Annotated in this window: 33 protein-coding genes and 1 tRNA gene; 13 read left to right on the plus strand and 21 right to left on the minus strand. The window is 56.3% G+C overall.

Translation table 11 applies throughout. The annotated features are described in order from the left end of the window. Positions 1-11: 11 nt before the first annotated feature. Positions 12-701, plus strand: a complete 690-nt coding sequence (locus RS9916_RS05625; RefSeq protein WP_007098318.1) for a pseudouridine synthase — start codon at positions 12-14, stop codon at positions 699-701. On the opposite strand, the gene RS9916_RS05630 is transcribed toward RS9916_RS05625, so the two are convergent. The 4 genes from RS9916_RS05630 to RS9916_RS05650 all read right to left on the minus strand — a co-directional run bounded on the left by RS9916_RS05630 (position 628) and on the right by RS9916_RS05650 (position 3,365). Further along, entirely contained in the window at positions 628-1,455 is an 828-nt protein-coding gene (locus RS9916_RS05630) for a methyltransferase domain-containing protein (RefSeq protein WP_083773084.1), read from the minus strand. The two genes, RS9916_RS05625 and RS9916_RS05630, sit on opposite strands and share 74 nt — an antisense overlap. Positions 1,456-1,630: 175 nt before the next feature. Then, positions 1,631-2,350 carry a hypothetical protein gene (locus RS9916_RS14350; protein WP_156777474.1) on the minus strand — a complete coding sequence of 240 codons (720 nt, stop codon included), beginning with the start codon at positions 2,348-2,350 and terminating at the stop codon, positions 1,631-1,633. Positions 2,351-2,704: 354 nt separating this feature from the next. Next, positions 2,705-3,046, minus strand: a complete 342-nt coding sequence (locus tag RS9916_RS14355) for a hypothetical protein (RefSeq protein ID WP_156777475.1) — start codon at positions 3,044-3,046, stop codon at positions 2,705-2,707. 121 nt (positions 3,047-3,167) lie between these two features. After that, on the minus strand, positions 3,168-3,365 hold the full coding sequence (locus tag RS9916_RS05650; RefSeq protein WP_007098325.1) for a hypothetical protein: 198 nt from the start codon (positions 3,363-3,365) through the stop codon (positions 3,168-3,170). A 370-nt stretch (positions 3,366-3,735) separates the two neighbouring features. On the opposite strand from RS9916_RS05650, the gene RS9916_RS13805 reads away from it, so the two are divergent. Next, positions 3,736-4,068 (plus strand): GRAM domain-containing protein, encoded by a 333-nt coding sequence (locus RS9916_RS13805; RefSeq protein WP_007098326.1) that lies wholly within the window; start codon positions 3,736-3,738, stop codon positions 4,066-4,068. A gap of 243 nt (positions 4,069-4,311) precedes the next feature. On the opposite strand, the gene RS9916_RS05660 is transcribed toward RS9916_RS13805, so the two are convergent. The 5 genes from RS9916_RS05660 to RS9916_RS05675 all read right to left on the minus strand — a co-directional run bounded on the left by RS9916_RS05660 (position 4,312) and on the right by RS9916_RS05675 (position 6,840). After that, on the minus strand, positions 4,312-4,551 hold the full coding sequence (locus tag RS9916_RS05660) for a hypothetical protein (protein WP_007098327.1): 240 nt from the start codon (positions 4,549-4,551) through the stop codon (positions 4,312-4,314). A 54-nt stretch (positions 4,552-4,605) separates the two neighbouring features. Continuing rightward, entirely contained in the window at positions 4,606-4,794 is a 189-nt protein-coding gene (locus tag RS9916_RS05665) for a CCRG-2 family RiPP (RefSeq protein WP_007098328.1), read from the minus strand. 183 nt (positions 4,795-4,977) lie between these two features. Continuing rightward, complete coding sequence (locus RS9916_RS14820; protein ID WP_007098330.1) at positions 4,978-5,145, minus strand: bacteriocin; 168 nt, start codon at positions 5,143-5,145, stop codon at positions 4,978-4,980. A 352-nt stretch (positions 5,146-5,497) separates the two neighbouring features. After that, positions 5,498-6,331, minus strand: coding sequence for a calcium-binding protein (locus RS9916_RS14365; protein WP_156777476.1), 834 nt, complete (start codon positions 6,329-6,331; stop codon positions 5,498-5,500). Between the two features lie 248 nt (positions 6,332-6,579). After that, the gene (locus RS9916_RS05675) at positions 6,580-6,840 is read right to left on the minus strand and encodes a DUF1651 domain-containing protein (RefSeq protein ID WP_038023361.1); all 261 of its coding nucleotides are present in this window, start codon (positions 6,838-6,840) and stop codon (positions 6,580-6,582) included. A 573-nt stretch (positions 6,841-7,413) separates the two neighbouring features. Here RS9916_RS05675 and RS9916_RS14370 point away from each other — a divergent pair. The 4 genes from RS9916_RS14370 to RS9916_RS05685 all read left to right on the plus strand — a co-directional run bounded on the left by RS9916_RS14370 (position 7,414) and on the right by RS9916_RS05685 (position 8,125). Further along, positions 7,414-7,531, plus strand: a tRNA-Ser gene (locus RS9916_RS14370). A 74-nt stretch (positions 7,532-7,605) separates the two neighbouring features. After that, a complete protein-coding gene (locus RS9916_RS14375; RefSeq protein WP_156777477.1) occupies positions 7,606-7,746 on the plus strand; it encodes a hypothetical protein in 141 nt (46 codons plus the stop codon). Beyond that, on the plus strand, positions 7,746-7,925 hold the full coding sequence (locus RS9916_RS14380; RefSeq protein WP_156777478.1) for a hypothetical protein: 180 nt from the start codon (positions 7,746-7,748) through the stop codon (positions 7,923-7,925). The genes RS9916_RS14375 and RS9916_RS14380 overlap by 1 nt, the downstream gene beginning before the upstream one ends. A 20-nt stretch (positions 7,926-7,945) precedes the next feature. Then, a complete protein-coding gene (locus tag RS9916_RS05685; RefSeq protein WP_007098336.1) occupies positions 7,946-8,125 on the plus strand; it encodes a hypothetical protein in 180 nt (59 codons plus the stop codon). Positions 8,126-8,231: 106 nt separating this feature from the next. Here RS9916_RS05685 and RS9916_RS14385 read toward each other — a convergent pair whose 3' ends face one another. The 8 genes from RS9916_RS14385 to RS9916_RS05715 form a co-directional block, all read right to left on the minus strand. Continuing rightward, the gene (locus RS9916_RS14385) at positions 8,232-8,432 is read right to left on the minus strand and encodes a hypothetical protein (protein WP_007098337.1); all 201 of its coding nucleotides are present in this window, start codon (positions 8,430-8,432) and stop codon (positions 8,232-8,234) included. Between the two features lie 572 nt (positions 8,433-9,004). After that, on the minus strand, positions 9,005-9,172 hold the full coding sequence (locus tag RS9916_RS14390) for a hypothetical protein (RefSeq protein ID WP_007098338.1): 168 nt from the start codon (positions 9,170-9,172) through the stop codon (positions 9,005-9,007). A 469-nt stretch (positions 9,173-9,641) separates the two neighbouring features. Next, positions 9,642-9,965, minus strand: coding sequence for a hypothetical protein (locus RS9916_RS05695; protein WP_198003405.1), 324 nt, complete (start codon positions 9,963-9,965; stop codon positions 9,642-9,644). A gap of 71 nt (positions 9,966-10,036) precedes the next feature. After that, positions 10,037-10,357, minus strand: a complete 321-nt coding sequence (locus tag RS9916_RS14395) for a hypothetical protein (protein ID WP_007098340.1) — start codon at positions 10,355-10,357, stop codon at positions 10,037-10,039. Positions 10,358-10,654: 297 nt separating this feature from the next. Beyond that, positions 10,655-10,870 carry a hypothetical protein gene (locus tag RS9916_RS05700; protein ID WP_007098341.1) on the minus strand — a complete coding sequence of 72 codons (216 nt, stop codon included), beginning with the start codon at positions 10,868-10,870 and terminating at the stop codon, positions 10,655-10,657. A gap of 74 nt (positions 10,871-10,944) precedes the next feature. Continuing rightward, a complete protein-coding gene (locus RS9916_RS05705; RefSeq protein ID WP_007098342.1) occupies positions 10,945-11,907 on the minus strand; it encodes an NAD(P)H-binding protein in 963 nt (320 codons plus the stop codon). A 65-nt stretch (positions 11,908-11,972) separates the two neighbouring features. After that, positions 11,973-12,074, minus strand: a complete 102-nt coding sequence (gene petM / locus RS9916_RS05710) for a cytochrome b6-f complex subunit PetM (RefSeq protein WP_038024248.1) — start codon at positions 12,072-12,074, stop codon at positions 11,973-11,975. Between the two features lie 27 nt (positions 12,075-12,101). Next, complete coding sequence (locus RS9916_RS05715) at positions 12,102-13,436, minus strand: N2,N2-dimethylguanosine tRNA methyltransferase (RefSeq protein ID WP_007098344.1); 1,335 nt, start codon at positions 13,434-13,436, stop codon at positions 12,102-12,104. Here RS9916_RS05715 and RS9916_RS05720 point away from each other — a divergent pair. Together RS9916_RS05720 and ilvN are read left to right on the plus strand one after the other, a co-directional pair. Then, on the plus strand, positions 13,395-14,276 hold the full coding sequence (locus RS9916_RS05720; RefSeq protein ID WP_007098345.1) for an alpha/beta fold hydrolase: 882 nt from the start codon (positions 13,395-13,397) through the stop codon (positions 14,274-14,276). The two genes, RS9916_RS05715 and RS9916_RS05720, sit on opposite strands and share 42 nt — an antisense overlap. 13 nt (positions 14,277-14,289) lie before the next feature. Beyond that, complete coding sequence (ilvN, locus tag RS9916_RS05725; protein WP_007098346.1) at positions 14,290-14,820, plus strand: acetolactate synthase small subunit; 531 nt, start codon at positions 14,290-14,292, stop codon at positions 14,818-14,820. A gap of 4 nt (positions 14,821-14,824) precedes the next feature. On the opposite strand, the gene RS9916_RS05730 is transcribed toward ilvN, so the two are convergent. Both RS9916_RS05730 and RS9916_RS05735 read right to left on the minus strand, forming a co-directional pair. Next, the gene (locus tag RS9916_RS05730) at positions 14,825-15,517 is read right to left on the minus strand and encodes a peptidylprolyl isomerase (RefSeq protein WP_038024252.1); all 693 of its coding nucleotides are present in this window, start codon (positions 15,515-15,517) and stop codon (positions 14,825-14,827) included. A 5-nt stretch (positions 15,518-15,522) separates the two neighbouring features. Next, positions 15,523-16,059 (minus strand): photosystem I assembly protein Ycf4, encoded by a 537-nt coding sequence (locus RS9916_RS05735; protein WP_007098348.1) that lies wholly within the window; start codon positions 16,057-16,059, stop codon positions 15,523-15,525. 219 nt (positions 16,060-16,278) lie between these two features. Here RS9916_RS05735 and psbD point away from each other — a divergent pair, with 219 nt between their 5' ends. The 3 genes from psbD to RS9916_RS15110 all read left to right on the plus strand — a co-directional run bounded on the left by psbD (position 16,279) and on the right by RS9916_RS15110 (position 22,206). Beyond that, positions 16,279-17,334, plus strand: coding sequence for a photosystem II D2 protein (photosystem q(a) protein) (psbD, locus tag RS9916_RS05740; RefSeq protein ID WP_007098349.1), 1,056 nt, complete (start codon positions 16,279-16,281; stop codon positions 17,332-17,334). Further along, positions 17,318-18,706, plus strand: a complete 1,389-nt coding sequence (gene psbC / locus RS9916_RS05745; protein WP_007098350.1) for a photosystem II reaction center protein CP43 — start codon at positions 17,318-17,320, stop codon at positions 18,704-18,706. Before psbD ends, psbC begins: the two co-directional genes overlap by 17 nt. A 1,508-nt stretch (positions 18,707-20,214) precedes the next feature. Continuing rightward, positions 20,215-22,206, plus strand: a complete 1,992-nt coding sequence (locus RS9916_RS15110; protein WP_007098351.1) for an autotransporter outer membrane beta-barrel domain-containing protein — start codon at positions 20,215-20,217, stop codon at positions 22,204-22,206. Positions 22,207-22,271: 65 nt separating this feature from the next. Here RS9916_RS15110 and RS9916_RS05755 read toward each other — a convergent pair whose 3' ends face one another. After that, positions 22,272-22,793 (minus strand): hypothetical protein, encoded by a 522-nt coding sequence (locus RS9916_RS05755; RefSeq protein WP_156777480.1) that lies wholly within the window; start codon positions 22,791-22,793, stop codon positions 22,272-22,274. Between the two features lie 94 nt (positions 22,794-22,887). Between RS9916_RS05755 and RS9916_RS05760 the strand changes: the two genes are divergently transcribed. Beyond that, positions 22,888-23,541: a hypothetical protein gene (locus RS9916_RS05760; RefSeq protein ID WP_007098353.1), complete on the plus strand. Its 654-nt coding sequence runs from the start codon at positions 22,888-22,890 to the stop codon at positions 23,539-23,541. Further along, positions 23,538-24,365: an MlaD family protein gene (locus RS9916_RS05765; protein WP_038024255.1), complete on the plus strand. Its 828-nt coding sequence runs from the start codon at positions 23,538-23,540 to the stop codon at positions 24,363-24,365. The genes RS9916_RS05760 and RS9916_RS05765 overlap by 4 nt, the downstream gene beginning before the upstream one ends. A gap of 13 nt (positions 24,366-24,378) precedes the next feature. On the opposite strand, the gene RS9916_RS05770 is transcribed toward RS9916_RS05765, so the two are convergent. Next, positions 24,379-24,651, minus strand: coding sequence for a hypothetical protein (locus RS9916_RS05770; RefSeq protein ID WP_007098355.1), 273 nt, complete (start codon positions 24,649-24,651; stop codon positions 24,379-24,381). Positions 24,652-24,699: the final 48 nt, after the last annotated feature.

Genomic DNA, 24,699 nt, shown 5'->3' on the forward strand with positions numbered 1-24,699 from the left:
CCCTCCAATCGGTGAGCAACCCGAATCGTGGTTCGCAAACCCTCCTGCTGAACAAGCCCTATGGCGTGCTCAGTCAATTCACCCGGGAACAAGGAAGCCGCTGGGGATGCCTAGCTGATTGGGTCTCCGTTCCTGAGGTTTATGCGGCCGGACGCCTTGATGCCGACAGCGAGGGGTTGCTGCTGCTCACCAGCAATGGCCGGCTCCAGCAACGCCTGACCGATCCCCGCTTCGGCCACTGGCGCACCTATTGGGCCCAAGTGGAAGGAGAAGCAACCGCCAGCCAGCTGACCCAGCTGGAACAGGGGGTGCCGATCCAGGGAAAGCTCACCCTGCCCGCTCGAGCCCAGCCACTCGCCTCACAACTGAGCGATGCGCTGCCGCCTCGCGACCCCCCCATTCGCACCAGGGCCACCATTCCCACCAGCTGGATCACGCTTTCTCTGCGTGAAGGCCGCAACCGTCAGGTCAGGCGCATGACCGCTGCCGTGGGGCTGCCCACCCTGCGACTAATTCGCACCACGATTGATCTGATGGATGGGGAAGCCCCCCTCAGCCTTGAAGGGCTAAGCGCTGGCGAGTGGCGCCCCGCCAGCACTGCGGAAGAGCAACGGCTGATGCGTCTCCTCAGCAGCAGGAGGGTGCAGCAGCGGGAGACGCCGTCGTCGCGAGGCCGCCGGGGAGGGCGCCCACGAGGGTGACGGCCCGAAACTCAATGCCCTCCACCACTTTCCAGGGCTGCTCCGAGCGGTCGGCATAGGCGACATCCTCGAAACCGAGAGTTGCGAAATCATCGAGAAAAGCCTGCTCTTCCCAGGCACCACTAATGCAGCCACTCCAGAGCTCGGGGTCCTGCTGAAGCGCGAGGGGAACGGGTCGATCGCAAACGATGTCGCTGATGGCCACACGGCCACCCGGGCGCAACACCCGGCGAATGTTGGCCAGCAAGCGCACACGCGCTGAAGGGTTGACCAGATTGAGCACACAATTACTGAGCACCAGATCGACGCTGGCATCGGCAATCAGGGGCGCACCATCAGGACCCGAAGCGTCAAGCGTTTCAATCGCACCCTCAACAAAGCGCACGTTGCTGTACCCAATGCGCTCAGCAACCACAGGAGCCGCTCCACGGGAGAGGGCCAACATGTCGGCATTGCGATCGACACCGATCACGGCACCTTCGGCGCCCACCACTTGGGCACAGATGAATGCATTTTTGCCGCTGCCGCTTCCCAAATCCAACACGGTGTCCCCGGATTCAACCCAACGGGTGGGATCACCACAGCCGTAATCCCTCTCCACCACTTCAGACGGGATCACTTCCAGCCATTGGGGATTGAACGCCACAGGAGTGCAAAGACATGCCTCTTGCTCCAATGCCGCAGCGCCATAGCGGTCATCAACGGCCTGGGTTTGGTCGAGAGGTGCCGAGGGGCCGCAACAGCTACTCATCAATCCCATTTGATCGAATCTTCGACCATCCAAGCAGGCAACTCCAGGCCCGAAGCGATCCCCCCTCCCCAAGACGGCCTGAAGGCACCGCCTGACCGACGACTGTTAATCCAAGTCAGCGCAGCGAGGGAAACCATCAAATCCCCGCTCAAGGCGGGGCTGATGGGATTGGCATTGCTCATACAAGAGCAAGTTGATTCGTGCTCTGGCCAGGATCAACAGTGGGGACCAACACCTGATCGCCCGTGGCGCAGTCGGCATTGTCTTGCCCTGGACAATGCGGAAACTCACCACCAATGAAATTACTGGGCTCAATAGAAATCAAGAAGTGCGAGCCAGGCGCAGCCTCACCTGCACGAGAGGACCAAACGGCAGACGGTCCAGCATGAGAACCAACGTCATGCCCCAAAGAGGAATCGTTTCCATGGACGTAGGAATCAGCCGGCAAACCTGAAGGCCCAAAAGAATTTGGCGCAAATCCATGGCTGACCTCGCGTTGATCAGAAGCCCTACCAATCAAAGGGTCAGCAGTGGACAGATCATGGCCGCCAGCAGGGAGACCAGCATCGCCAACATCGAGATAGCCATCCATGATTCCATCATCATGGTGCATTGGAAACCAGTCGTAGTCACTTGCATCAGCACTTACGTCTTGCTTTTGCGACTCTCGCTGCACAATGAAATCCGTATAGCAGGGCTCATCAATCTCTTCAGCCTTAACTGAATCAAAATAAGGGAATGGTGGGCGGGTGCCGTGATGGCCAACAGCATGATCATCATCGAAAGAGGCATACTCCTTAGCCGCCTCTTTCAGTTCGGCATCCCTCTCCTCTTTGGGCAACTGACTCCATCGATCCCAAGGATATGTAGTTGTATTGGTCTGAGTGTTGCTGGCCATGAGTTTTGAAGGTGATGGGAATTGCTTCCCGGACACCCTCAAGGTCACCGCCCTCGTGGTGAAGACGCATGCAAGGACCTGGTACGGAATCAAAGAGGCCTTGGTGAAAACACGGTGAACGCGTCAGAGCCCCGTTAATCCCATGACTTTGACGGCCACTGACCCCACCGAGCGGCAGGGTGTTGCCACTGCAATCACCGAAAACGCCCCGCGGCATCCTTCAGCTGGTCCAGTCACAGCTCCTGGCTTTCGATATTTTTGACATCAACCAAAGCCTCGGGCGCGTTGGATCCAGTGATCGCAGTGACTTCATTGTGATGAGCAGTGCTGGCCGCTGGACCCAACAGTCAGCGCTCAAAAAGGAACGCTGTCTGTACAGCCACCTTCGCCTTCCTTGACCTGAGTTGAATTGTCCGGGCAGTTCGCATCGGGATGATTGCCATGTTGATGGGAAGAACCCGATTGGCAAATAATGCCCTTTTCAACAACATCTTTGGCACTTTGCTTTTTGCCACCACATTTATCCCAAAATATAGCAATCAAGAGGCCAATCCCTCCATTGAGATTTTCCAATTCTTGAAGAGAAAGCTCTTGGTCGTCAGTTCCAGCAACAAAAGAAGTCGTCATCGGTGTGTACTTGGGTGATGTGAAGTGGAGGTCTCCCCCCGATGAACACACCATCGCCGTGATCGCCACCCGCTTCATTGATCTGGATCAATGGCAGCTGTGATCTTGGTCACAGGTGAGCACAGGCAATAAAAAACCCCACTCGTGGCGGGAAATTTCATGTGGTCTTCACATGCACCAGTTGTTTGAGTCAGAGAGAGACTTCAATGCTCGGTCCACCGAGCCACTGAGAGATTGTGTTGGTTGGACCGTTGATGATAGGAACTAGAGGGGCCATGGTTTTGACATCTTCATAGCGACCGCAGCCTGAGACGAGTTCCAGTTGGTCGTCAGTCAGCTCTTGATCGAGTAGTTCAGTGTTGTTGTAGTCAGTGCTGAATTCGGACATGGTTTTGAAGTGAGTTGAGTAAGTGATGTGTGGGGTGTTCTCCCCTTATTCTCCCCTCGACTCCTTCAAGGTCACAGCCCTTCTGGCGACTCTCAGTGCATGGATCTGGTGTGGATGTAGGCAAGTTCTGGTGATCAGCTCAGCCCCCCCCTGCTGTCACTGGGTATCACCCGAAAAACTCCTCTCATTGCGGGGCCAGCCGTTGAAGCGGTCATTGACGTTTCCCTGTCGCTTCTCTGTGTTGGAGCCACGCCGAGATGCCAGTCAACTGTCCCCAAAAACGTCTGATCTCGGCAAGTCCAACATTCAAGAGGGCTTTTGCTGACAGCAGCGCTGCGTTCAATATCCTGAGACCATTGGAGCTGGAGTCATGCAAACAAAACTTGAAGCTGGTGAAGCGATTATTCGAAAATCGCCGGCCAATCACCAGCGCGGTATCGAGGCGGTTGGAGGCAAGCTTTACCTCACTCAGCAGCGTTTGATTTTTGAGGCACATGCCTTCAATGTTCAGACAGGGGCTACGGTTGTTCCCTTGCCCAGTATTACTGCCTTAAGGAAAGACTGGACGCTTCTGTTTGGCGCCATCCCTGTATTCCCCAATTGTCTTGTGGTGTCATCCCAAGCAGGAGAAGACAATCGGTTTACTCTGTACCGGCGCACACCTTGGATCGAAGAAATTCAAAAGCTAAGAGGGATGACATAGGTTTGATTTGAATTTGTCCCGCTCTTTATTGCTCTGCTTTTTCGAATTCTTCGTTGCTCAAGGTGAGCCCTTCTGGTGAACCCCAGTGCATCGTTGTGGGAGCGACGCAGGCAAGTGCTGGCAAACAGCTCAGAACCCAGTCACAGCCTTGTTTACAGGCCCCTCCCTCCTGCAGATAGGCAATAAAAAACCCCGCTCGTGGCGGGGCTCAAAAATATTCACACATGAGGCCGGCAATGTGCCTCAGTTTTTGTTGTACGCCTTGTGCATAGTCGGCCCAAACTCTCTTTCATATTTTTCCTTGATTATGTATTTTAATTCTTTATGTATTTTACTGGGATTCTTCCTGCCACAGCCTTTTTGTGTCGCCCGAGTGTTCTTTCCACCCGAGACATTTGCCAACAATTCTAGTGGAATTTCGGCATCAAAATCCTGATGATTCAGACTCAGCGCTTGGTCTTCAGTGTTCTTGGGGTCAGCCATTGGGATAGGTGCGTTGGGTCATTGATATCAGTAGTTCACCGAAGGGGGGTCAGACTAAAGCTCGGTGTAGTCCAGCACATAATTACGCGTTAATTGAAGACCCGAGGCTTTCAAGGTTTTCGTTTTTAATTGTGAATCGAAGTCAATACATTTCATTGAACCTTGGGTTCCAGCATCGTTGATGTATTTGCTGCCACCAGAAATAGCTTGCAGTTGGTCGAGGGTGAGTTCGGTGTTGGTCATTGTTCTGTGTCTGTCAGGTGTGGTGGAGGTCTCCCTCCGATGCACACACCTTCGCCGTGATCGCCACCCGCTTCATTGATCTGGCTTATTGCCGGCTGTGATCTTGGTCACAGGTGAGCACAGGCAATAAAAAACCCCGCTTGTGTTGCGGGGCTGTGAGTGAGCTGATTGTCGGGCCAGGGCTCATTGCCAGGGGTACCGTCCACCGGCAATCCATTCGCCGATTCGAACTGCGGGAGAGACAGTCCGGACGCCTTCATAGATAGCCCTACCTGCACCGCCCCCTTCGACGTGTTCCAGTTGGTCGTCAGTCAGCTCGATGATTTGAGCTTGATTGTTGAGTTCAGTCATGGTTTTGAAGTGAGTTGAGTGATTGAGGTTTGGGGTGTTGCCCCCTCGACTCCTTCAAGGTCACAGCCTTTCTGGTGACCCCCAGTGCATGGTTGTGGTGGGGATGCAGGAAAGTTCTGGTGATGTTCTGGTGAACGGCTCGGGAACCAGTCGCAGCCTTGTTTATGGGACCACTCCTCCTGCAGGCAGGCAATAAAAAACCCCGCTCATGGCGGGGCTGGTGATCTGATTGTTGTGCCGGGGGATGGATCAGCCTCGCTTCGTGACCGCCCTGCTTTCCCACTCGTTGGTGTTGTATTGCTTTCAGCTCATTACATGAGCATCAGGCTCCCCGGCAGCATCTCAGTCCTAGCTAGATAGTCATCGCTGAGTCTCCCCCTTGAACAAGCTGAATAACAGAATTGTTTACAGCAATAAGCTGGTCAGCATTGCTCCAGTCTGACGAAGGATCTGAACTGGCAGTAACTGAGGCTGCTATCTCGCCAGTGGCTGCATTTACGATATTGAAGCACTGCAGGCCATTGATGTCATCAAACATTCCAGGGGGGATATCTTGGTATGAAGACTGAAAGTCAGTAACTTGATCAACCTGCAAAAACCAATCCGAGCCCGCCAACGCATTGCCATCACCATTCTTGACAAGAATTTTGTCGCCAATATCTCTAAAGTCTACAATCCAATCCTTACCTGAGTCCTCTAGATCTACAACAAATACATCTGCATCGATTCCCCCCGTCAACTTGTCGCTTCCATCTTGACCGTCCAAAAAGTCTTCGCCAATACAGCCATAGAGAGCATCAAATCCATTGCCTCCAAACATCACATCATTACCAGCCTGACCGGCTCCAACATCACCTCCTCCTCTCCCAAAATAAATATCATCGCCGGCGCCGAGCAAAGCTGCGTCTTCGCCTGTTGATCCAACAACATAGTCGTCTCCACCACCCGTAGAGGCTGAAACATAATATTTGTTGTCACCTAGATAAACAACATCATCACCATCTCCGGTACATACGCAATCATGGCCGCCCTTTGTATCAACAAATAAATCCGCGGGCTTGCCTGTGATCGGATCAATAATGTTATCTAAATTTTGGAATCTTTCTCCGTCTTTCAAATAAGTTCCTTCGTAAACAATGTCAGCATTCTGTTTCTGCTGCTCTTTGAAAGATAGAAGCTCTCTCATCTCTGAGTTCTGACTAAAGCGGAGGCGATGGTTCGCTCCTTCGAAAATGTCTAGGTTGCGACTGCGTGAATAGTTATGGGAGTCAAGGCCCAAGCCAAACAGTGGACGTTTCATTGTTTTAGAAGCGAGGTTGTGTATATCGAGGGATCTCTCCCTCCGATGCACACACCATCGCCGTGATCGCCACCCGCTTCATTGACCTGGCTCAACGCCAGCTGTGATCTTGCTCACAGTTGCTCAGCAGCCAGTCACCACCTGGGCTGACAGCGCTTCCAGCCGGTCTTCTGCATGTGGGTCCAAGCTTCGATCGCGTTGTTTCTGAGCATTCGCCTGGCGATCGGCTGCCCACTGCCTCGCATGGGTCTGGTTTCCAGCTCGATCCACTTGGCGTGAGCTGAGGGCAGTGCATTGCGGAAGCAGACGATCAGCTGCTCCTGTTCGTTCAGCAACCAGCCTTCCCCGTTCTTTTGGGGGTGACGATCAATAAGGGGGCGGTCCTTTTTGGGCATGGCGCCAAGGATGGCGAGGCGGGCGGACGGTCGCTGTGTGCTTCGCGAAACCAATGCGCTTGTGAGGCTCTTGCTGGGCGACCCAATAGTTGATTGCCGTTAGCCCAGTCTGTTCATCCTTGGTCAGGCCTCGGCAACCCACTTGATGACCATCCCGTAAAGGGGAATTGAGACGACAAGGATCACGCCGACGGTTAGAGGATCCATCGCTTGCTCCATTCAGCCCCTCAACCATGGCCTTGGGTTCATGTGCTGGAGGGTGGCTAAAGACCCAGCGCTTGGTGAGAGTTCACTGAGGCTCAAGCGATCACAGCTGCTCCACCCAGCGAATGACTTTGCTGTAAGCCCAGAAACCGGCTGCGATTGCGGCGATTCAGAGAGGTTTCATTTCGCTTCTTCTGAGGACCCCTTCACCCTCGCTCCTTTGGGTCTGTCGTTGCCTCCCCCAACTGAGGGGTCTTTTGCCACTGCTTTCTCCCTCAAGTGAGAGATCAACCGACTGCCTCCAATGCAGCCAGTCGAACAAAAGTGGTCCCGCCCTCAAAAACGGGACCACTTTCACCCCTTTAGGGGGCGCCCTTGCCCGCCCTCAACCGCCCAGACGGCAGTCATATCTTGAAAACCCTTACCACTACAGGTTTTTTTCTGCCTTCTAAGCAGCCGGTCGTTGGTTCGAATCCAACAGGGGGCGTTCAGTTACCGCAAGGCTTTTCAGGGCCGACCTGGAACACCTGCTGACCACCATCACCGTGGCGATGGGGGGCAATGCTGTTTCAGACGTTGCATCGCCTGCGGGAGGCATTGGCAACGCAGGTGAAGCAATCGCCTGATGCCCATGCACCCGTGACGCTCACGGCCATGGATGCGGTGTTGCTGTCGCGGTTGCTGTTGAGGAGATTGGGCTGATGGCACGTCACCGGAAACCACCACGGGCGCAGGCTGAAGATGAAGCGCTTCGTGGTCGCTGGGCAGGGCTGCGCGAACAGGACGCCCTGCAATCCAAGTTCCATTCACCAGCAGAGAACCACCGTGCACGGCGTCGCTGCCGGCAGTTCCTTGAGGGCGGTGCTGATGCCGTCGACTGAAGCGAGGTGCTGGGGGAGCGATGAGCGATCGCTACATGCAGCTTTGGCGTCAGTGGCTTGAGGTTTCTTGGCGCACCGATGAGGAGCTTCGGGAGCTGGCGGCGTCGACGTTCGCGGCGTATCGGTTGCGGGAAGTGGGCAAGGAAAGGGCGAGCATCCTTGGCAAGCTGTGGGCGGTGATCGCTGAGGAGATCCGCTGACTCATCAGTTGTGCAGGCAATAAAAAACCCCGCCATTGCTGACGGGGTAAAGCGTATTGCGCATCTATAGCCTTCTCGATGCTGACTTAGCCACGCAAACTCAATTTCAAAAATTGTGGCGGAAGGATCCTTTTTGAGCAGAGACGTCTGCTTTCGCTGAAGAAAACTTGGGAAGAGCTAATTTTGGAAAGCCAATTGAGGGATTTTCAAAATTAAATTCTTCCAATATTGACTTCACAGCATCAAAAATAATAAAACCTGCGACACCTACCATCACAACTGCAAATAAAATTGTGTTGAGCTCCATGAGGAATTTGCTAGAGGTGCAATTAAAGCCTCAATAACCCGAAACAGAGCGCGTGTAAAACTTAGCAACTGATCACAAAATTTAATAGGTATTTACGCTTATTCACTTACCGCTTCCCTGGCATGCGAAAACCCCGCCTTGCGACGGGGTGAATGTTCTATCGGGAGATCGATAGCGACAACTCAACGCCCCCCTGCTTTCCCCGTAGTTGGGTCTTGTATAGCTTTCAGCCCTCAGCCCTCAGGCCTCAGGCTTCCCGACTGCATGTGCTAGCTGCAAGAAATTGAATTTCCAATGGTTTGACACCAGGTAGTTGCTTTTCCTTGGTCTGGTGTTATCACGAAAGTAGAGCCAATAATGAGAGCAGAGCGTGCAGTGAAGAGTTTCATTTGAGGTTTGAAGTTGTGGAGGTCATTCCCTCCTAGACCTCTTCACCATCTCCCTGGCAGCCTTGTTTCCACCTCCCCTAAGCGAGGGGTTTGCGATGACTATTCCTCCCCCGGCTGGGGGGTATTCCTGGTTCAGGCAATAAAAAACCCCGCTCGTGGCGGGGCTAATGGCTGATTTGCAAATCAGTTCTCTGCGTCGCCAATAGTGCTCAAAGGCACGATCGGGAAGATCGGGAGAATTGGGCCAAATGGTGGTGGCAGCAGCAAACCAGCAGAAACGCTTTCCAAGTCCTGATCGGTCAAGGATTCAAATGCTTGGTTGTCCTGTTTTTGAGCGTTGAATTCAGTCATGGTTTTAAAAGTGAATTGAGTGAGTGATGTGTGGGGTGTTGCCCCCTCGACTCCTTCAAGGTCACAGCCTTTCTGGTGATCCCCAGTGCATGGTTGTGGTGGGGATGCAAGCAAGATCTGGTGATGCTCTGGTGAACGGCACAGAACCCAGTTCAGCCTTGTTTGCAGGCCCCTCCGCCTGCAGCAGGCACTCAAAAAGCCCACCGTGTGGCGAGGCTGGTGATCGGGTTGACAGCGGGTGATCAGATGTCGTCACCACGAGGATCTGGGCTACCGAAGACGTTGCTCTTTGGGGAAGTTGACCTTTTATCACCAGTCTTTGGGTCAACCGTGAGGGTCTCTGCCTCAGGTATGTGGCACCTGCAGCCTCAGCCCTGATACCACCAGCAGCGTCGATCAGCTGATCCAGACTCAGCTCTTGATCTTCGGTGTTCTTGAGTCAGCTATTGGGATAGGTGTATGGAATCAATTAAGTCCACTCAACTTCGGTGTAACCGTCTCCCTTCCGATTAATGGAGGCACCTTTACCGGGGTTGTATTTGGATGAGCTTTTGTCTAGCTCGCTAGAGCCGTCGTTAACGCTGGTGATAATGACATCCTTAAGTTTATCCCCAGCTCCACCGAGGCGATCACGGTATTGGGGGTGAACGATTCCACCAGCTGCATCCTTCAGTTGATCCAAGTTCAGTTCTTGGTCTTCGTTGTTCCTGGGGTCAGTCATTGGTCTAGCTGCGTTGTGTAAGTGATAGCAGAGGTCTCCCTCCGATGCACACACCATCGCCGTGATCGCCACCCGCTTCATTGACCTGACTCAAAGACAGCTGTGATCTTGGTCACAGCCAATAAAGCTACAGATAACGAGACTTACCACCTAAACGGCCTAATTTTCTCGGGATCATCTGTCCCATTCTTGTTCTTGATCCCAGCTCCTTCTGCAGAGGGTTTTAATTCAAGTGAAAGATTGTCCTCGGCTCCAGCCGCTAATGGCTCAGCCAAAAACACCACGTCAGACATGCCACCGCCCCTGCTGCTTGACGTATAAACGAGAGAAGGACTTACCACAAGATCATTTGAATCATGATCAACCCCATTTGAGCTAGATCCCTTTAAACCACCTACGACTTTTTTCATTTCATCAAGGCTTAACTCATTTGCGTCGCCTTGATTGATCTTGCCGGAATTCATGGAAAGTCCTATTTGACTCTGTTCTAACACGCTCAATCTTTTGCGCCACTTATTGTTAGGCCTTCAAGCCAATAGTGCAACTAAAAAGTGAGTCTTCTTTTTAACTGAACAATAAAAACCCCGTTTGTCGCGGGGCTTGGCGCAACGCCTTGCAAACGCCTTATACCGAATGATCGGCATGGTTCTGGGCAAGATTTGCCTATTGGCTGACGTCATCAGGGCCAGGGAAGAAAGGGCCTAGAGGACCGCCGTTGCGCATGACACCTTTCAAGGTCAGCCGGATTTGCCGAGATGGCTTCAGCCCAAAGCATCCTGGAGCTCACGCACCGTTTGCCACTGCCCGTAGTAGTAATTCGCCGTGGCCCTGCGACTGGCGTCCTCGAGACTGTCGAACGCATCAAAACCAAGAGTGCGCCACAACTCATGGCCACAGGCCTTGGTGAGCTCAGCCTCCGCTTCACGATTGAGGTTGTCGAGGCGACGCTGAAGATTTTTGACTTGCGCGACAGACATCTCAGCCGACCCTTAAAAACACAGGCAACACCCTAACCGGGCGCCAGTACATCTGCACTACAAGAGGGGGCTGGTTAAAAGGGGAGCTTCTTCTTGGCGTCTTTATCGAGATCCGCCTCCATGTCACGCAGGCGCTTGAGGATCGTGTCGTAGTACTCGCGGATGTACGACTCGAGCGTGGTGGTTTCGGATTCTTCGAGACCGAAGGCGCTGTAGCTCTCTTCCATGGGAGCGGTCAAGCCGGTGGAACCACCCGTGACTTCAGCGAATGCCAGGCGTTCGGCCACGTTCACGGCAGGTTCAAAGAAGTTGCAGACACCCTGCATCGCCTGCATCAGTGCAGGCGGAACACGGAAGACCCGAGCCGTTTTGTCGCTGTAGAGCTCACAAAGCTGCACCACTTCACCCGTATTCCAGGCCTTCGGGCCAACCACGGGGAAGCTGCGACGCACTGTTTCAGGGCGAGTCAGGGCCGCAACCGCAAAGCGAGCCACATCCTGAGTGTTCATATAAGAGATGGCCGAGGGGCTTCCACTTACCCAAACGGTCTGGCTCTCAAGCACAGGAATGGCGAACTGACCGATCACGCCCTGCATGAAGGCTGCCCCTTGGAGGATCGTGTAATCCAGGTCAGACCCTTCAAGCAGCGTTTCACTGCAGTGTTTGATATCCATCAACGGCACCTGACGGTGCTTCTCCGCCGCCAGCAGAGACATGAAGATGAATCGCTTCACCCCTGCTGATTCGCAGGCACGAAACAGGTTGAGCTTGCCGTCCCAATCCGTTTGGTAGACGCTGCGGGGATCATCCGGGCGGCTTGTGGCGGCATCGATCACCGCATCCACGCCTTCAAGGGCGTAATCGAGGCTGGCGGGCTCGAGCAAGTCACCACGTGTCAGCTCACATCCCCACTCCTGCAGGAATGAAGCTTTCCGTGGGGTCCGCACCATGCAACGCACCTGATGGCCGGCGTCTAGGGCTTGGCGGGCAATTTGCCGGCCAAGCGTGCCGGTTGCTCCAACCACCAGAACCTGCATGGGGTCCGAACTCACAAGGGAAGGAGCCTAGTTGGAGGCCTGGCCGATCGCGGTAGGCCGGGCGATCAGTTGTCGCCTTGGAGCTTGAGCAGCAGAGCGCCACCCGCCAGACCCACAGGGATCAGAACCCAAAAGATTGCAGCAGTTCCAAAAATCTCCGCGGCCATGGTGAGGACAAATCGTTCGCCACCCATTTAACGATCCTTACCGCCCAGATTGCGGCAACTCTGCAACAAGCTGTCGAGAGGAGCATCGGTGCGGACCTGTCCGGCCATCACACCGCTGGCGCAGGCCTGATGCCCTGATGCGCGCAAAGCATCCACGAGTTCCGTCAAACCTGGAGGCCCAGGCAACTGCAATCGCCGGGCCAACTCCGCAGTTGACCAGCAGCTCACCGGCAGGCCTGGATCGTGCTGCAGACGCTGAAGCAAACGGCGGCCGGCAGGGGCCAGGGTGGCCTCCATGCGATCGGTAAGAGCCAAGAGCTGCCCGATCACGAGTGGTGACTGCAAAGGCCCGAGCCAGAGGGGCCCACTCACAGCCCAGCGCCCCTGCCCGAGACCGCAGCCACAGGCAGGCCAGCCCTGGAGCTTCAACAACGACTGCTGGGCCTGATCACCGCAAACCTCACAGCGGGCCACCAGTCCCAACTGCCGCTCCTCATGGGGTGCAGCGCGCTGAGTCAACCGCACCGCCAAACGAAAGGTGCGGCCATCGCTGAAACAAACCAAGGGCTCAAGCCCCCGACCCAGCATCCAGGCCTCTCTGGCCAGCGCGGCCAGTTGCAAGCGCAGAGCGAGTTCCCAGCTGGCGGGGTGCGCCCTGGCTGAAGCCCCAAATCGGCGCACGGCCGCAGGGCGGTCGTGGCCTGTGGGCGAACGGCCATCGGTGCTGGCAAGCAGAAGCACTCCGCCAAAGGCAAGGGCCTGCAATGCCGCTTGCAACAGCGCATTGGGGCAGCCAAAAGCATCGAGATCGATCAGATCGAAATGTTGCTTCTCGAGGTAGGCACGGCGAAGCAAGACCTCCGCCGGCTGCTGCTGCAATTGCACAGCCAGGGTCGTGCCTTCGAGAGCCGCGAGGTTGCGCCGCAGCAGGTCATCCCGGCCTTCATCGGCATCATTCACCGTGAGCGTGACGGGCCCGGCAGAAGCCCCTGCAGTGCTCAGGGCTTCAAGCCCCCAACGCAGAGAACGAATGCCGCACCCCGCCATCAGATCCAACCAACGGCAGGGGCGTTCCCCCCGTTGCTGTAGCTGCCAGGCAGCAAGCAACACCGACAGGTCACGGGAGGGACGGGAATCCGGCCGAAAAAACCCGTTCCCCAGCTCCAGCTGCGCTGCACCTTCGCGATAGTGAGTGATGTTCTGGCTCAGACGTCCGTGGATGCAACCGCTCTCCAGACTGCCGCGCAGGCAGATGGGCGGCTGAGCGATTGGGGAGACGCTGCCCTCTGGCAATGGCAGGGACTGCAGAGTCACTGGCGGGTGCTTGGCCCCAGCGATGGCAGGCCCCTCGTACTGCTGCACGGATTTGGCGCCAGCAGCGACCATTGGCGCCACAACGCAGCACCGCTGGCGGCGGCTGGTTTCCAGGTGTATGGCCTCGATCTCATTGGCTTCGGGCGCTCGGAGCAACCGGGTCACCAGCGACAGCGGCCGATCGACAATCGCCTTTGGGCCCGTCAGCTCACGGCATTTCTGGAGCAGGTGGTGCAAGCCAGCGCCCAGCAGCCCGCCGTGCTGGTGGGCAACTCGCTCGGAGGCCTCACCGCCCTGACCGCCGCTGTGCTGCGCCCTGAGTTGGTGGCGGCAGTGGCCGCCGCGCCCTTGCCGGATCCAGCCCTGATGCAACCACTGCCCCTGCGACGCCCTCGGTTCTGGCGTCGCCTACGCCGCCCGTTCGTGGTGGCCGCCATGCGCCTACTACCCTTAGGCCTTCTGGTGCCGGTAATCAGCCGCACTGCGCTGATTCGCCTGGGGCTTCAAGGGGCCTACCACCGCTCGATCCGCCACGACCGCGAACTGCATCAATTAATTGCAGCCCCTGCGCGCCGGCCCACCGCTGCACGAGCCCTGCGGGCGATGAGCATCGGCATGGCACTGCGGCCCAGGGGCGCCACGGCTCCTGCCCTGCTGGAACGGCTCGCAGCTCTGCCCCAAGCAATGCCCCTACTGCTGTTGTGGGGTCGCCAAGATCGCTTTGTGCCGCTACTGATCGGAGAACGGCTGCAGCAACAACATGCCTGGCTGGAGCTTCAGGTGATCGAGGAGAGCGGCCATTGCCCCCACGACGAAACACCCGAGGCCTTTCATCAGGTCCTACTGAGCTGGCTGGACCGTAACTTGGATGCACACATCCGCTGCTAACGAAACGAGGGGCATGAAGCACACCCTGTCCGTGCTGGTGGAGGATGAATCCGGCGCTCTCAGCCGCATTGCTGGCCTGTTTGCCCGCCGTGGTTTCAACATCGACAGCCTGGCGGTCGGCCCGGCGGAAGCCGATGGACGCTCCCGCCTGACGATGGTGGTGGAGGGCGATGAGCACACCCTCCAGCAGATGACCAAACAGCTCGACAAGCTGGTGAACGTGCTGCAGGTGCTGGATCTGTCTCAGATTCCAGCGGTGGAGCGCGAACTGATGTTGCTCAAGGTGGCCGCACCGGCAGAGCAGCGCAGCGCCATCCTTGAACTGGTGCAAGTGTTCCGCGCCAAGGTGGTGGACGTGGCTGACGATGCGCTCACCCTCGAAGTGGTGGGCGATCCCGGCAAGCTGGTGGCGCTTGAGCGCCTGATGGCGCCCTACGGGATTCTTGAAATTGCCCGCACCGGAAAAGTGGCGCTTGAGCGATCCTCAGGCGTGAACACTGAGCTGCTCAAGGCGGCCATCACAGGCGGGCGGGTGCCCGCCTGATGAATCAAGGGGCCGGAGTGAGCACTTCGGCTTTGGAAATGCGGTCGTCGGCCTGAATGGCATCAACCACCTCCATTCCTTTCACTACACGACCGAACACGGCGTAGCGCCCATCGAGTTCGGGTAGGGGCTTGAGGGCGATATAAAACTGCGCGCTGGCGGAATCTGGAGCCTGGGAGCGGGCCATGGCCAGAGCACCCCGCTCGTGGGACAGCTGAATCTTCAGCAGATCGCTGGGATTGCTGGTGACACGGCTGTAACGGGGTTCTGGTTCATTGCTGAACTTGACTTCCAATGGAATCATCCGGGCCTGACCATTGGCAGGGTCGATGAAGCTGCCGTTGCCGTAGGCCGACTTCGGGGTGCTCGGATCCTTCGATGCAGGGTCGCCACCCTGCACCACAAAAGGCACGGGCTCGCGCACGACCCGATGAAACGCCGTGCCGTCGTAAACGCCACGGCGAACCAGGTCGAGGAAATTCCCTGCCGTGACAGGAGCTGCATCGCCATCCAGCTCAAGGGTCACGTCGCCACGACTCGTGGTCATCAGCACGGTGGCTTTGCCTTGAAGACAAGGGCTGGAAACCTGGTCACAACCCTTGGCAACCGATGCCTGATTCGGCCCAGAACAAGCAATCAAGAGGGGCAGGCAAAGGACAGCTGCCAGACAGCTCTTCCAGAAGGAACGACGCAGCATGGTGATCAAAGACCTTCGAGGTTGACGCCGAGGAAACGGGCCAGTTCGGCGCCGTCCTGCTCGAGTTGGGCCAGAGGAAGGGGTTCACCCACACGGGTGAGGGGCATGTCGCGGCGACCCTGCACGCGCAGGGAAATGCGACGGCGGGTGTTGAGGCCATCACGCACTTCCACCTTCACAGCCTTCACATCCTTCAAGGGAATTTCCACGTTGATGGGCTTGCGAAAGCCACGTCGTGAAATGGTCACCAACCCGGCAGAGCGGTCGAAACGGTTGGTGCCAGCACCTACATCCACGGCGATGACCCACCACAGATACGTGGCCAGGAGGGCTGCAGCGAGGCTGTACAAACCCATCACCAAACCCTGAGGCACAAAGATCAGAGCGGCAGGATGGCCAAGGGGCAGGAGATCACGCCCGAGATAGCTGGACAGCGATGCCAGCAAAAAACCGAGGCCGCCGATGCTCACCATCAGAGCCACCAGCACGTTGGAGAGGCGGCGGGAGCCGAGAACCGGCTGTTCAAGCAGATCGGCAGACATGGAAGGCTCTTGGAAGCGCCCATTGTGACCCGCTGGGGGCTAAACCTGCCGACGACTGAGGAGCTGAGAAAAACAGCAGCTAAAAAACGAAAGAAACTCGAAAAAAGCGTTTCGATACAACGGATTTCAGCTGACGCGAAACACCCCCGCGCAGCCCACGGAAATTGTTAAGGTCGCCGGGTATCCCACAGCCTGCGGGTAACCGCACCGTTCTCTCTCATGACGATCGCTGTAGGACGCGCGCCACAGCGGGGATGGTTCGACGTCCTCGATGACTGGCTCAAGCGCGACCGCTTCGTTTTTGTCGGCTGGTCCGGCATCCTTCTCTTTCCAACGGCCTATCTGGCCATCGGTGGCTGGCTCACCGGCACCACCTTCGTCACCTCCTGGTACACCCACGGCATTGCCTCCTCGTACCTGGAAGGTTGCAACTTCCTGACCGCAGCTGTGTCCACCCCCGCTGATGCGATGGGTCACAGCCTTCTGCTGCTCTGGGGCCCTGAGGCCCAGGGCGACTTCGTGCGCTGGTGTCAGCTCGGCGGCCTTTGGGCCTTCGTGGCCCTACATGGTGCCTTCGCGCTGATCGGCTTCATGCTCCGTCAGTTCGAGATCGCTCGTCTGGTGGGCATCCGCCCCTACAACGCCATCGCCTTCTCCGGCCCGATCGCGGTGTTCGTCAGCGTCTTCCTGATGTACCCCCTCGGTCAGAGCAGCTGGTTCTTCGCGCCCTCCTTCGGTGTGGCTGCGATCTTCCGCTTCCTCCTCTTCCTTCAGGGCTTCCACAACTGGACCCTGAACCCCTTCCACATGATGGGCGTGGCCGGCATCCTCGGCGGCGCACTGCTCTGCGCCATTCACGGCGCCACCGTGGAAAACACCCTGTTTGAGGACGGCGAGCAGTCCAACACCTTCAAGGCCTTCGAGCCCACCCAGGAAGAAGAGACCTATTCCATGGTCACCGCCAACCGCTTCTGGAGCCAAATCTTCGGAATTGCGTTCTCCAACAAGCGCTGGCTGCACTTCTTCATGCTGTTCGTGCCTGTGATGGGCCTGTGGACCAGCTCCATCGGCATCATCGGTCTGGCTCTCAACCTGCGCGCCTATGACTTCGTGTCTCAGGAAATCCGCGCTGCAGAAGATCCCGAATTCGAGACCTTCTACACCAAGAACGTCCTTCTGAATGAAGGTCTGCGTGCCTGGATGGCACCGGCTGACCAGCCGCACGAAAACTTCGTCTTCCCTGAAGAGGTTCTGCCCCGTGGAAACGCCCTTTAATGCTGGTCTTGTCGCCACTGGCGGCAAAGACCTCGACTCCACTGGCTATGCCTGGTGGTCTGGTAATGCTCGTCTGATCAACCTGTCCGGCCGTCTGCTTGGTGCCCACGTGGCCCATGCTGGCCTGATGGTGTTCTGGGCCGGCGCCATGATGCTGTTCGAGGTGAGCCACTTCACCTTCGACAAGCCCATGTATGAACAGGGCCTGATCCTGTTCCCCCACGTCGCCACCCTGGGCTATGGCGTGGGACCCGGCGGTGAGGTCACTGATCTCTTCCCCTTTTTCGTGGTCGGTGTTCTGCACCTGATCAGCTCCGCCGTGCTCGGCCTCGGCGGCCTCTATCACGCCCTGCGAGGTCCGGAGATCCTGGAGAACTACTCCACCTTCTTCTCTCAGGACTGGCGTGACAAGAACCAGATGACCAACATCATTGGTTATCACTTGATTCTTCTCGGCGTTGGATGCCTGCTACTGGTCTTCAAGGCCATGTTCTTCGGTGGCGTCTACGACACTTGGGCCCCCGGTGGTGGTGATGTTCGTCTAATCACCAACCCCACCCTGAATCCCGGTGTGATCTTCGGTTATCTGTTCCGCGCACCCTTCGGTGGCGAGGGCTGGATCATCGGTGTGAACTCCATGGAGGACATCATCGGCGGCCACATCTGGTTGGGTCTGACCCTGATCTTCGGTGGCATCTGGCACGTGATCACCAAGCCTTTCGGCTGGGTGCGTCGTGCCTTCATTTGGAACGGTGAGGCCTACCTGAGCTACAGCCTTGGAGCCCTGAGCTTCATGAGCTTCATCTGCTCTGCTTTCATCTGGTTCAACAACACCGCTTATCCCTCCGAGTTCTACGGCCCTACCAACGCCGAGTCCTCCCAGGCACAGAGCTTCACCTTCCTGGTGCGTGACCAACGCCTGGGCGCCAACATCGGTTCGGCCATGGGCCCCACCGGCCTTGGTAAATATCTGATGCGCTCCCCAACCGGTGAGATCATCTTCGGTGGTGAAACCATGCGTTTCTGGGACTTCCGTGGTCCCTGGCTGGAGCCCCTGCGTGGCCCCAATGGCCTGAGCCTCGACAAGCTGCAAAACGACATCCAGCCTTGGCAGGTGCGTCGTGCAGCTGAGTACATGACTCACGCTCCCAACGCTTCCCTCAACTCTGTGGGCGGCATCATCACCGAGCCCAACTCGGTGAACTTCGTGAACATCCGCCAGTGGCTGGCTGCGACTCAGTTCGTGCTTGCCTTCTTCTTCCTGGTGGGTCACCTCTGGCACGCCGGCCGCGCACGCGCTGCTGCTGCTGGTTTCGAAAAAGGCATCGACCGTCAGGCCGAGCCCACCTTGGCCATGCCCGACCTCGACTGATCCTCACGATCACTCGAACGGCATCACGCCAACAACGATCGTCATTTCACCCTCGCCTGCGGGCGGGGGTTTTTTATAGGCAACACAAAACCACCGAAAACCAAAAAGCCAAAAGCTTCAAAAGTCAAATCGAGACAGATCCCCGCATCTCAAAAAAGCCTTCCCAACAGAAGCATTCGAATTACGTAACACCACCAAAGCTATCATTCAGAAATCTCAGAACTCTTCAAACAAAACAACTACACCAATCAGCACATCAACAATAAAAGTAGGCTTAATTCATTCTAACTACCGCCATTTGCATAACAGCTAGTTGACGACCTCCGGCCAGAACCTAAAATTATCATGATCGCTTTACTGGCTTGAAAAAGCACATACTGCTCACACTGGCTGCGCTTACAGGAATATTTCCAGCACCCGCAAGTGCACAACAAACGCCACTCCCCTACCTTTGCGGCGGAGAGATCCTGAACATCAGCAATAATGCATACAAGAAAAAAATAGACCAATCATTTAAAGCCTATACAGACAAAGGCGGGTCGCTCAGCAAACCCATCAATACGCTGATCTATCCATCTCGGATTTTTTCTACTGTAGATCCTTACTACTCAGCCCTTTCAATCAAACTTCCCCCCAAAGGATTTTCATTTGATCCATCCAGCCAAGGACGTGTCGACGGCTGGGTACTCGAAAAAAGATCTTTTTTATGTCCAGACGCTGGTGTCAGCACATCACGCGCAGACGTCATCAGAATTTTAAATGCGGATCGGTCCATAACCGATACCAGCCAATCGTCTACAAGCGACAGGGTTGGCTTTCCAAGCTCTTTCTCCATCACAGGCAATGGTGGAATCGTTATTGACACCCCTGGCAACACCGTTGAGATCCACAATGCCTCCTACACAGGAGGGACCGAAGTGATTCGCGGCACCCTTAGCATTCCAGCAGGAGGAGCACTGAACGGAACAGCCAATATCATCCTTGGGAGAGGATCGAATACAGCACACTTAATCAATTACGGCTCCATCAATTCAGGAGAACTCAGAATTTACAATAATTCCACCGCAAACAACCATGGCACACTAGAAATCAACAAAGCCTCCTCTTACATCACTAACTATGGAATGCTGTTCAACCAGGCATCCGCCTCAATCAATATCACAGACACAAAAACCACTAGCGGAAAAACACTCGACTACGGCCCCTTCAATTATGGCTACATGTACAACAATGGTTCAATAGAAGCACGCCACTTCTTCAATAGCGACAGACCAATAAAAGACCCATTAAGCTATAAACTTTCGTACTACAAAAAATATCTAAAGAATGGCGGCCAACTTCCCGCCATCGTACACAACAGCACTCAAGGCATAATAACAACTAGAGGCAATTTTGAAAACAAGGGATTAGTCATCAACGAAGGTCTCATTCAGGCAAACGAGTTATCCAACAATAAAGATGCCATTGTCTCAATAAGCGGGGCGAAAGCAAGGATTAAGTCTGATATTTTGAACAATGGCTTAATTACCGGTACAGGCACTGTCCAAGGAGACCTCTACAACGAAGGAACAACAGCCCCTGGCAACTCCATCGGCACCCTCACCGTTGACGGCAATTACATCCAAGGGCTAACAAATTCAAACGCAAATCTAAACATCGAAGTCGACGGATCCACCAGTGATCTGCTCAAAATCACCGGTGACAATCGAACCATCCTGCTTGGCGGCAATCTCAACATCGCCAGCTACAACAATGCCGCTGTCTCACCAGGTCACATCTACACCGCGATTGATGTCACTGGTGACAACGCTGCAGGTGGTGAACTCGGCCTGACAACCAAGCTCAATGTTGTTGGATCCTCAGGCATGAAATTCGTGCGTGAAACAGACCGCGAGTTCCGTTTACTTGATCCGGCCTATTACGCCACCTGCACCAGCAACGATCCAGCGGTGCAAGTCGGTTGCACCAAACTCCAGTTCGCTTGGTTAAAAGTTCACCCAGACACGGGTGTGGCCGTCAATCCCGATCGTCACAAGACCCCAGGTCAATCCACCATCAAGGCGATCAAACAAACAGGTGGTGCACTCACCACCGCCTCCTCTGGCAACTCCTCCACCAACACCAACACCTGCATCGCCAACGGCGGCAGCGCAGCGTCCTGTCAGCAGCAGAACAAAACAGGGTCGGGCTCTGGTGCTCACAATGCCAATTCCACCAACGCCGCCAAAACACTCGATGCCGGTTGGGCATCCCTTGGCGCGGCTGTCTCCTCCGGCGTCACCGGCGGCTCCGCCATTGGCACCACCGGCTACACCACCAACCAAACCTCAGCGGCCTTGGTCACCCCAGATTTTGCCAATGTGATCGCCGCCTTCTTCTCCATCCCCACCCGCATCGAACTCAACCAGGCGCTTCACTCCATCACCGCTGAGCCCTACGCCTCCATGCAGTCGGTTGCCCTTGAGGCCATGGAGCAGTTCGGCAAAAACTCCCTCGCCCTCACCGACCGCGCCGTTCCCCTCACCCACACCCAGACCTTCTGCAAAACCGACGACGGCAGCCTCGTTCCCGCCGATTCACCCGAACGCCCTGACACCTGCGACGCGCGCGAAAAAACCGTTGGCTCGCGCTGGAGCCTTCTCCTCGATGGCTCCAACACCGAGGCCAGCCTCAATGGCACCAGTGAGCTTGCTTCCCTCGATTACAACGTATTCTCCACCATCTACGGCCTCCAATACGCCTTCTCCCCCGAGTGGAGTGCTGGTGCTGCCTTTGGCTATGGCCAAGCCAATCTCTACAACTACGAGTACGCCAATGCCCACATCAATGCCGACACCTACGGCGGCAGCATCTGGGGCATCTACAGGCCTTCAGCCGAGTTGAAGATCTCAGGCCTCCTGGGCTACATGAATCTCCAATACGACTCCACACGCCAGATGGCCTTTGGCGGTCTCAACCGCACCGCGAACGCCAACTGGGATGGCAACGGCTTCACCACAGCCTTGGAAGCGCAATACAACTGGGCACTCAATGGCGACAGCAGTGATCCCGACGCCATTCGCCTCAAGCCCCAAACCTTCCTCGCCTACGCGGTTCACAACCAAGACTCCTTCTCAGAATCCGGCGCCCAATCCCTCAACCTCGCCATCGACTCCCACACTGCCGATTCCGTTCTCTGGGGACTTGGCTTCACGCTCGAAACACCGATTCGACTCTCCTCCAGCAACCGCATCATTCCGCGGTTCACGGTCGGCTACGAGCACGACTTCATGGGCAGTGCCGATGAGGAGCATCAGCTCACCTCCTCCTTCTCCGAGCTGCCAGCCCTCGGATCCATCGACGTGCTCGGGCAAAACCGCGGTGCCGATGCGCTCGATCTCGGTCTTTCCATCGAAATCGAAACCTCCGATTCCGTCTCCCTTTATGCCTCCGTCAACGGCGGTTTCTGGAGCAATGGAACGGAAGTCTCCTACGGCGGTGGTCTCAAATATGCCTGGTAGTTGCTAACCCCATCGCACGACAGCAGAAGGGGCCCCAGCAACGACGAAGAAACCACTGGGCCCCTTCAACCTCCAGGCAATTCCGTCAGTCCTGGATAGTTGCCTCTCATCTCTCCCTTGGCGTCATACGTCACGACCTGGAGGGAATCGGAGTCATCCAAGGGCCTCGCCAGTTGGATCACGGCAACGCCGGTGTTGCAGGGTCGCGGTTGAAGCGTGAGCCTGACAACCGCATACACCAGGTCGCTCGGTTGGCTGGGCGGAACCAACTGATCAGGAAAGCGACCATTACGGCCCCAGGGCAACTGTTCAACGCTGTAGTCGCTGTCGCAGATGCCATTGGCGGCATTCCCCCAGCGCACACGCTTGGGGGCCACTGTGAGCACCTCCAACACCGCGCGGCCTGCCGTGCTGTTGCCTTGCCAACGGCCGAGGAAGATGTTGTCGCTGTCCCACCCCTTCGGTTTTGAAGTCGCCGAGGCACGTTCAACAGGCTTCGCGGATGGGGTTTCAGTTGTTTCCATGGAGTGGCTGCTGCAAGCACTCAGCACCAAAGCAGCAGCGACACAAAGCAATGGTTTTGTCATGTGATTCACCCTGATGCCCAGGCTCATGTTGAACATCTAAAACACGATCCAGGCAACTTTTGAGATCGCTTTTATTGTTGAACTCTTCAAAGAAGTGGCGATCGCAAGGGTGGTGGCAAGCCTGGCCAAACTTCCAACATCGCTGCTGATCGCAGAGCGTGATGGTGAACGCTGCGCCGGGCCTGTGTTGATTGCCGGCATGGCCGTTGGTGTTGGCGTGATTCAACTCAGCACCCAAGGGCTCAAGCAATCAAGCCATCTCAGCCTTAATTTGCTCAGCCTGCTGGTGCTTGAACTGATCGGCCCGATCTTGGTCAGTGTGCTGGGAATGGCTCTGCTCCTGCCCCGTTGGATCGAACGCGTTGACCATGCCGGAACGCGGCACTGGCGCCGTTCCGTTCTCAGTGCAGCACTGGTGGGTGCCTTGCTGATGTTGATGTTTTTCAGTGCATCGCTGCTCTCAGGAATTCTGATTACCCCACGCAGCGAGATGGTCAGCGAACTGTTCGAACTGATCGGTGCAATTCGCTTGTGGGATGTCGTGCAATCGCTCGTGCGCTGCGCTGGTTTTCTCGCGGCATTGTGTGCGTGGTGCCAATGGCGATCGCACAACGCCCTGCGCATGGGTCATGCCAAGACCTTCATCATGAGCAACCTGCTGGTGGAGGGATTGATGATCGGGCTCTCCCTCAAGGTGCTCTGGTCGTTGATGGCCCAGGTCCTCCCATTCCAGGAGGCATGGGCATGAGCAACACGCCTTCAGAAAGTGGTCAACGACGTGAACGCTTTCTGTTTCTTGGTTCTGGACTGTTGCTTCTAACAGTCGTGCTATTGGGCTTTGCCAAAGCCCAACGTTGGGGCACCTCGTTTGTTGACGTCTACATCAAGGCCCGCGACGTCAATGGGATCACGCGCGGAGAAGACATCCGTATCGCGGGACTCCCTGTTGGCCAGGTGGGAGACCTACGCCTCAACAAAAAAGGGAAAGTGCATGTGCAGCTGCGCATCGAAACAGACAAGGCCTATCTGATTGGCCCCCGCAGCAAGGCGCATTTGGCACAGGAAGGGTTGATGGGAGATCCCTTCGTGGTGATCAGCGCAGATCCCCGACCTGAAGAGCAGTCTGCTGCGATCAATGGCAGCACGATCCCCTTTCAAGAGCCCGTGAGTGTTGACACCCTCATGAAACAACTGCAGCGCACGCAGAAAGAACTGCACGCCACCTTGCGCAACACCACGGCACTCACCGCCAGCAATGGCAGTCTCAAGGCAACCCTGGATGCCACCCATCAGTTGGCCCAAACCATGAACAGCCAGGTGAGTGCCACAGCCCCCGTAATGCGCGAGGCGATGGGAAGCGTGGCAGCAGACGTGCATGCCGTGAGTGAATCCACCGAAGCCGTGGAAAAGGAAACGCTGTCTCTGATTCGTGAAACGCGCCCTCTGGTGGAGCAAACCATCAAAGACACCGACGAGCTGACCCGCTCCAGCAAGCAGGTGATCGACCTGTTGCACAACGTGCTGGGCCCCTGGCTGGAACCTGCGGATGGTCGCCAGCCAGAGCCGCACTGAAACCTGATGCCAATCAGAAACTGAGATCGAGGAGGGAATGACCCTGGGGAACACGGCCTTTTTCACCGGGGGCTGCCGGTGCTGCCGACGAGGTGCTGGTTTGGCCGAGGCGGGTGGTGGAGCCACTGAAATGGGCCTGCTCGGAGCTCAGATCCAAGCCAGAGCTGGTCGTGGCAACGGCTGGACTGTTGGACTGAGAGCGCTGCAGGGGCTCCATCGCCGAGACCGGCGCGATCAACGCTGCAGTGGCAAGCAAGGAGAGGGCACAACCAAACAGACGAATCATCGACCGGAGTGCAGAGGGGTTGTCTTCGACTTAGCTACGGCAAGAGAA

It is taken from the genome of Synechococcus sp. RS9916, assembly GCF_000153825.1.
Taxonomy (GTDB): Bacteria; Cyanobacteriota; Cyanobacteriia; order PCC-6307; family Cyanobiaceae; genus Synechococcus_C.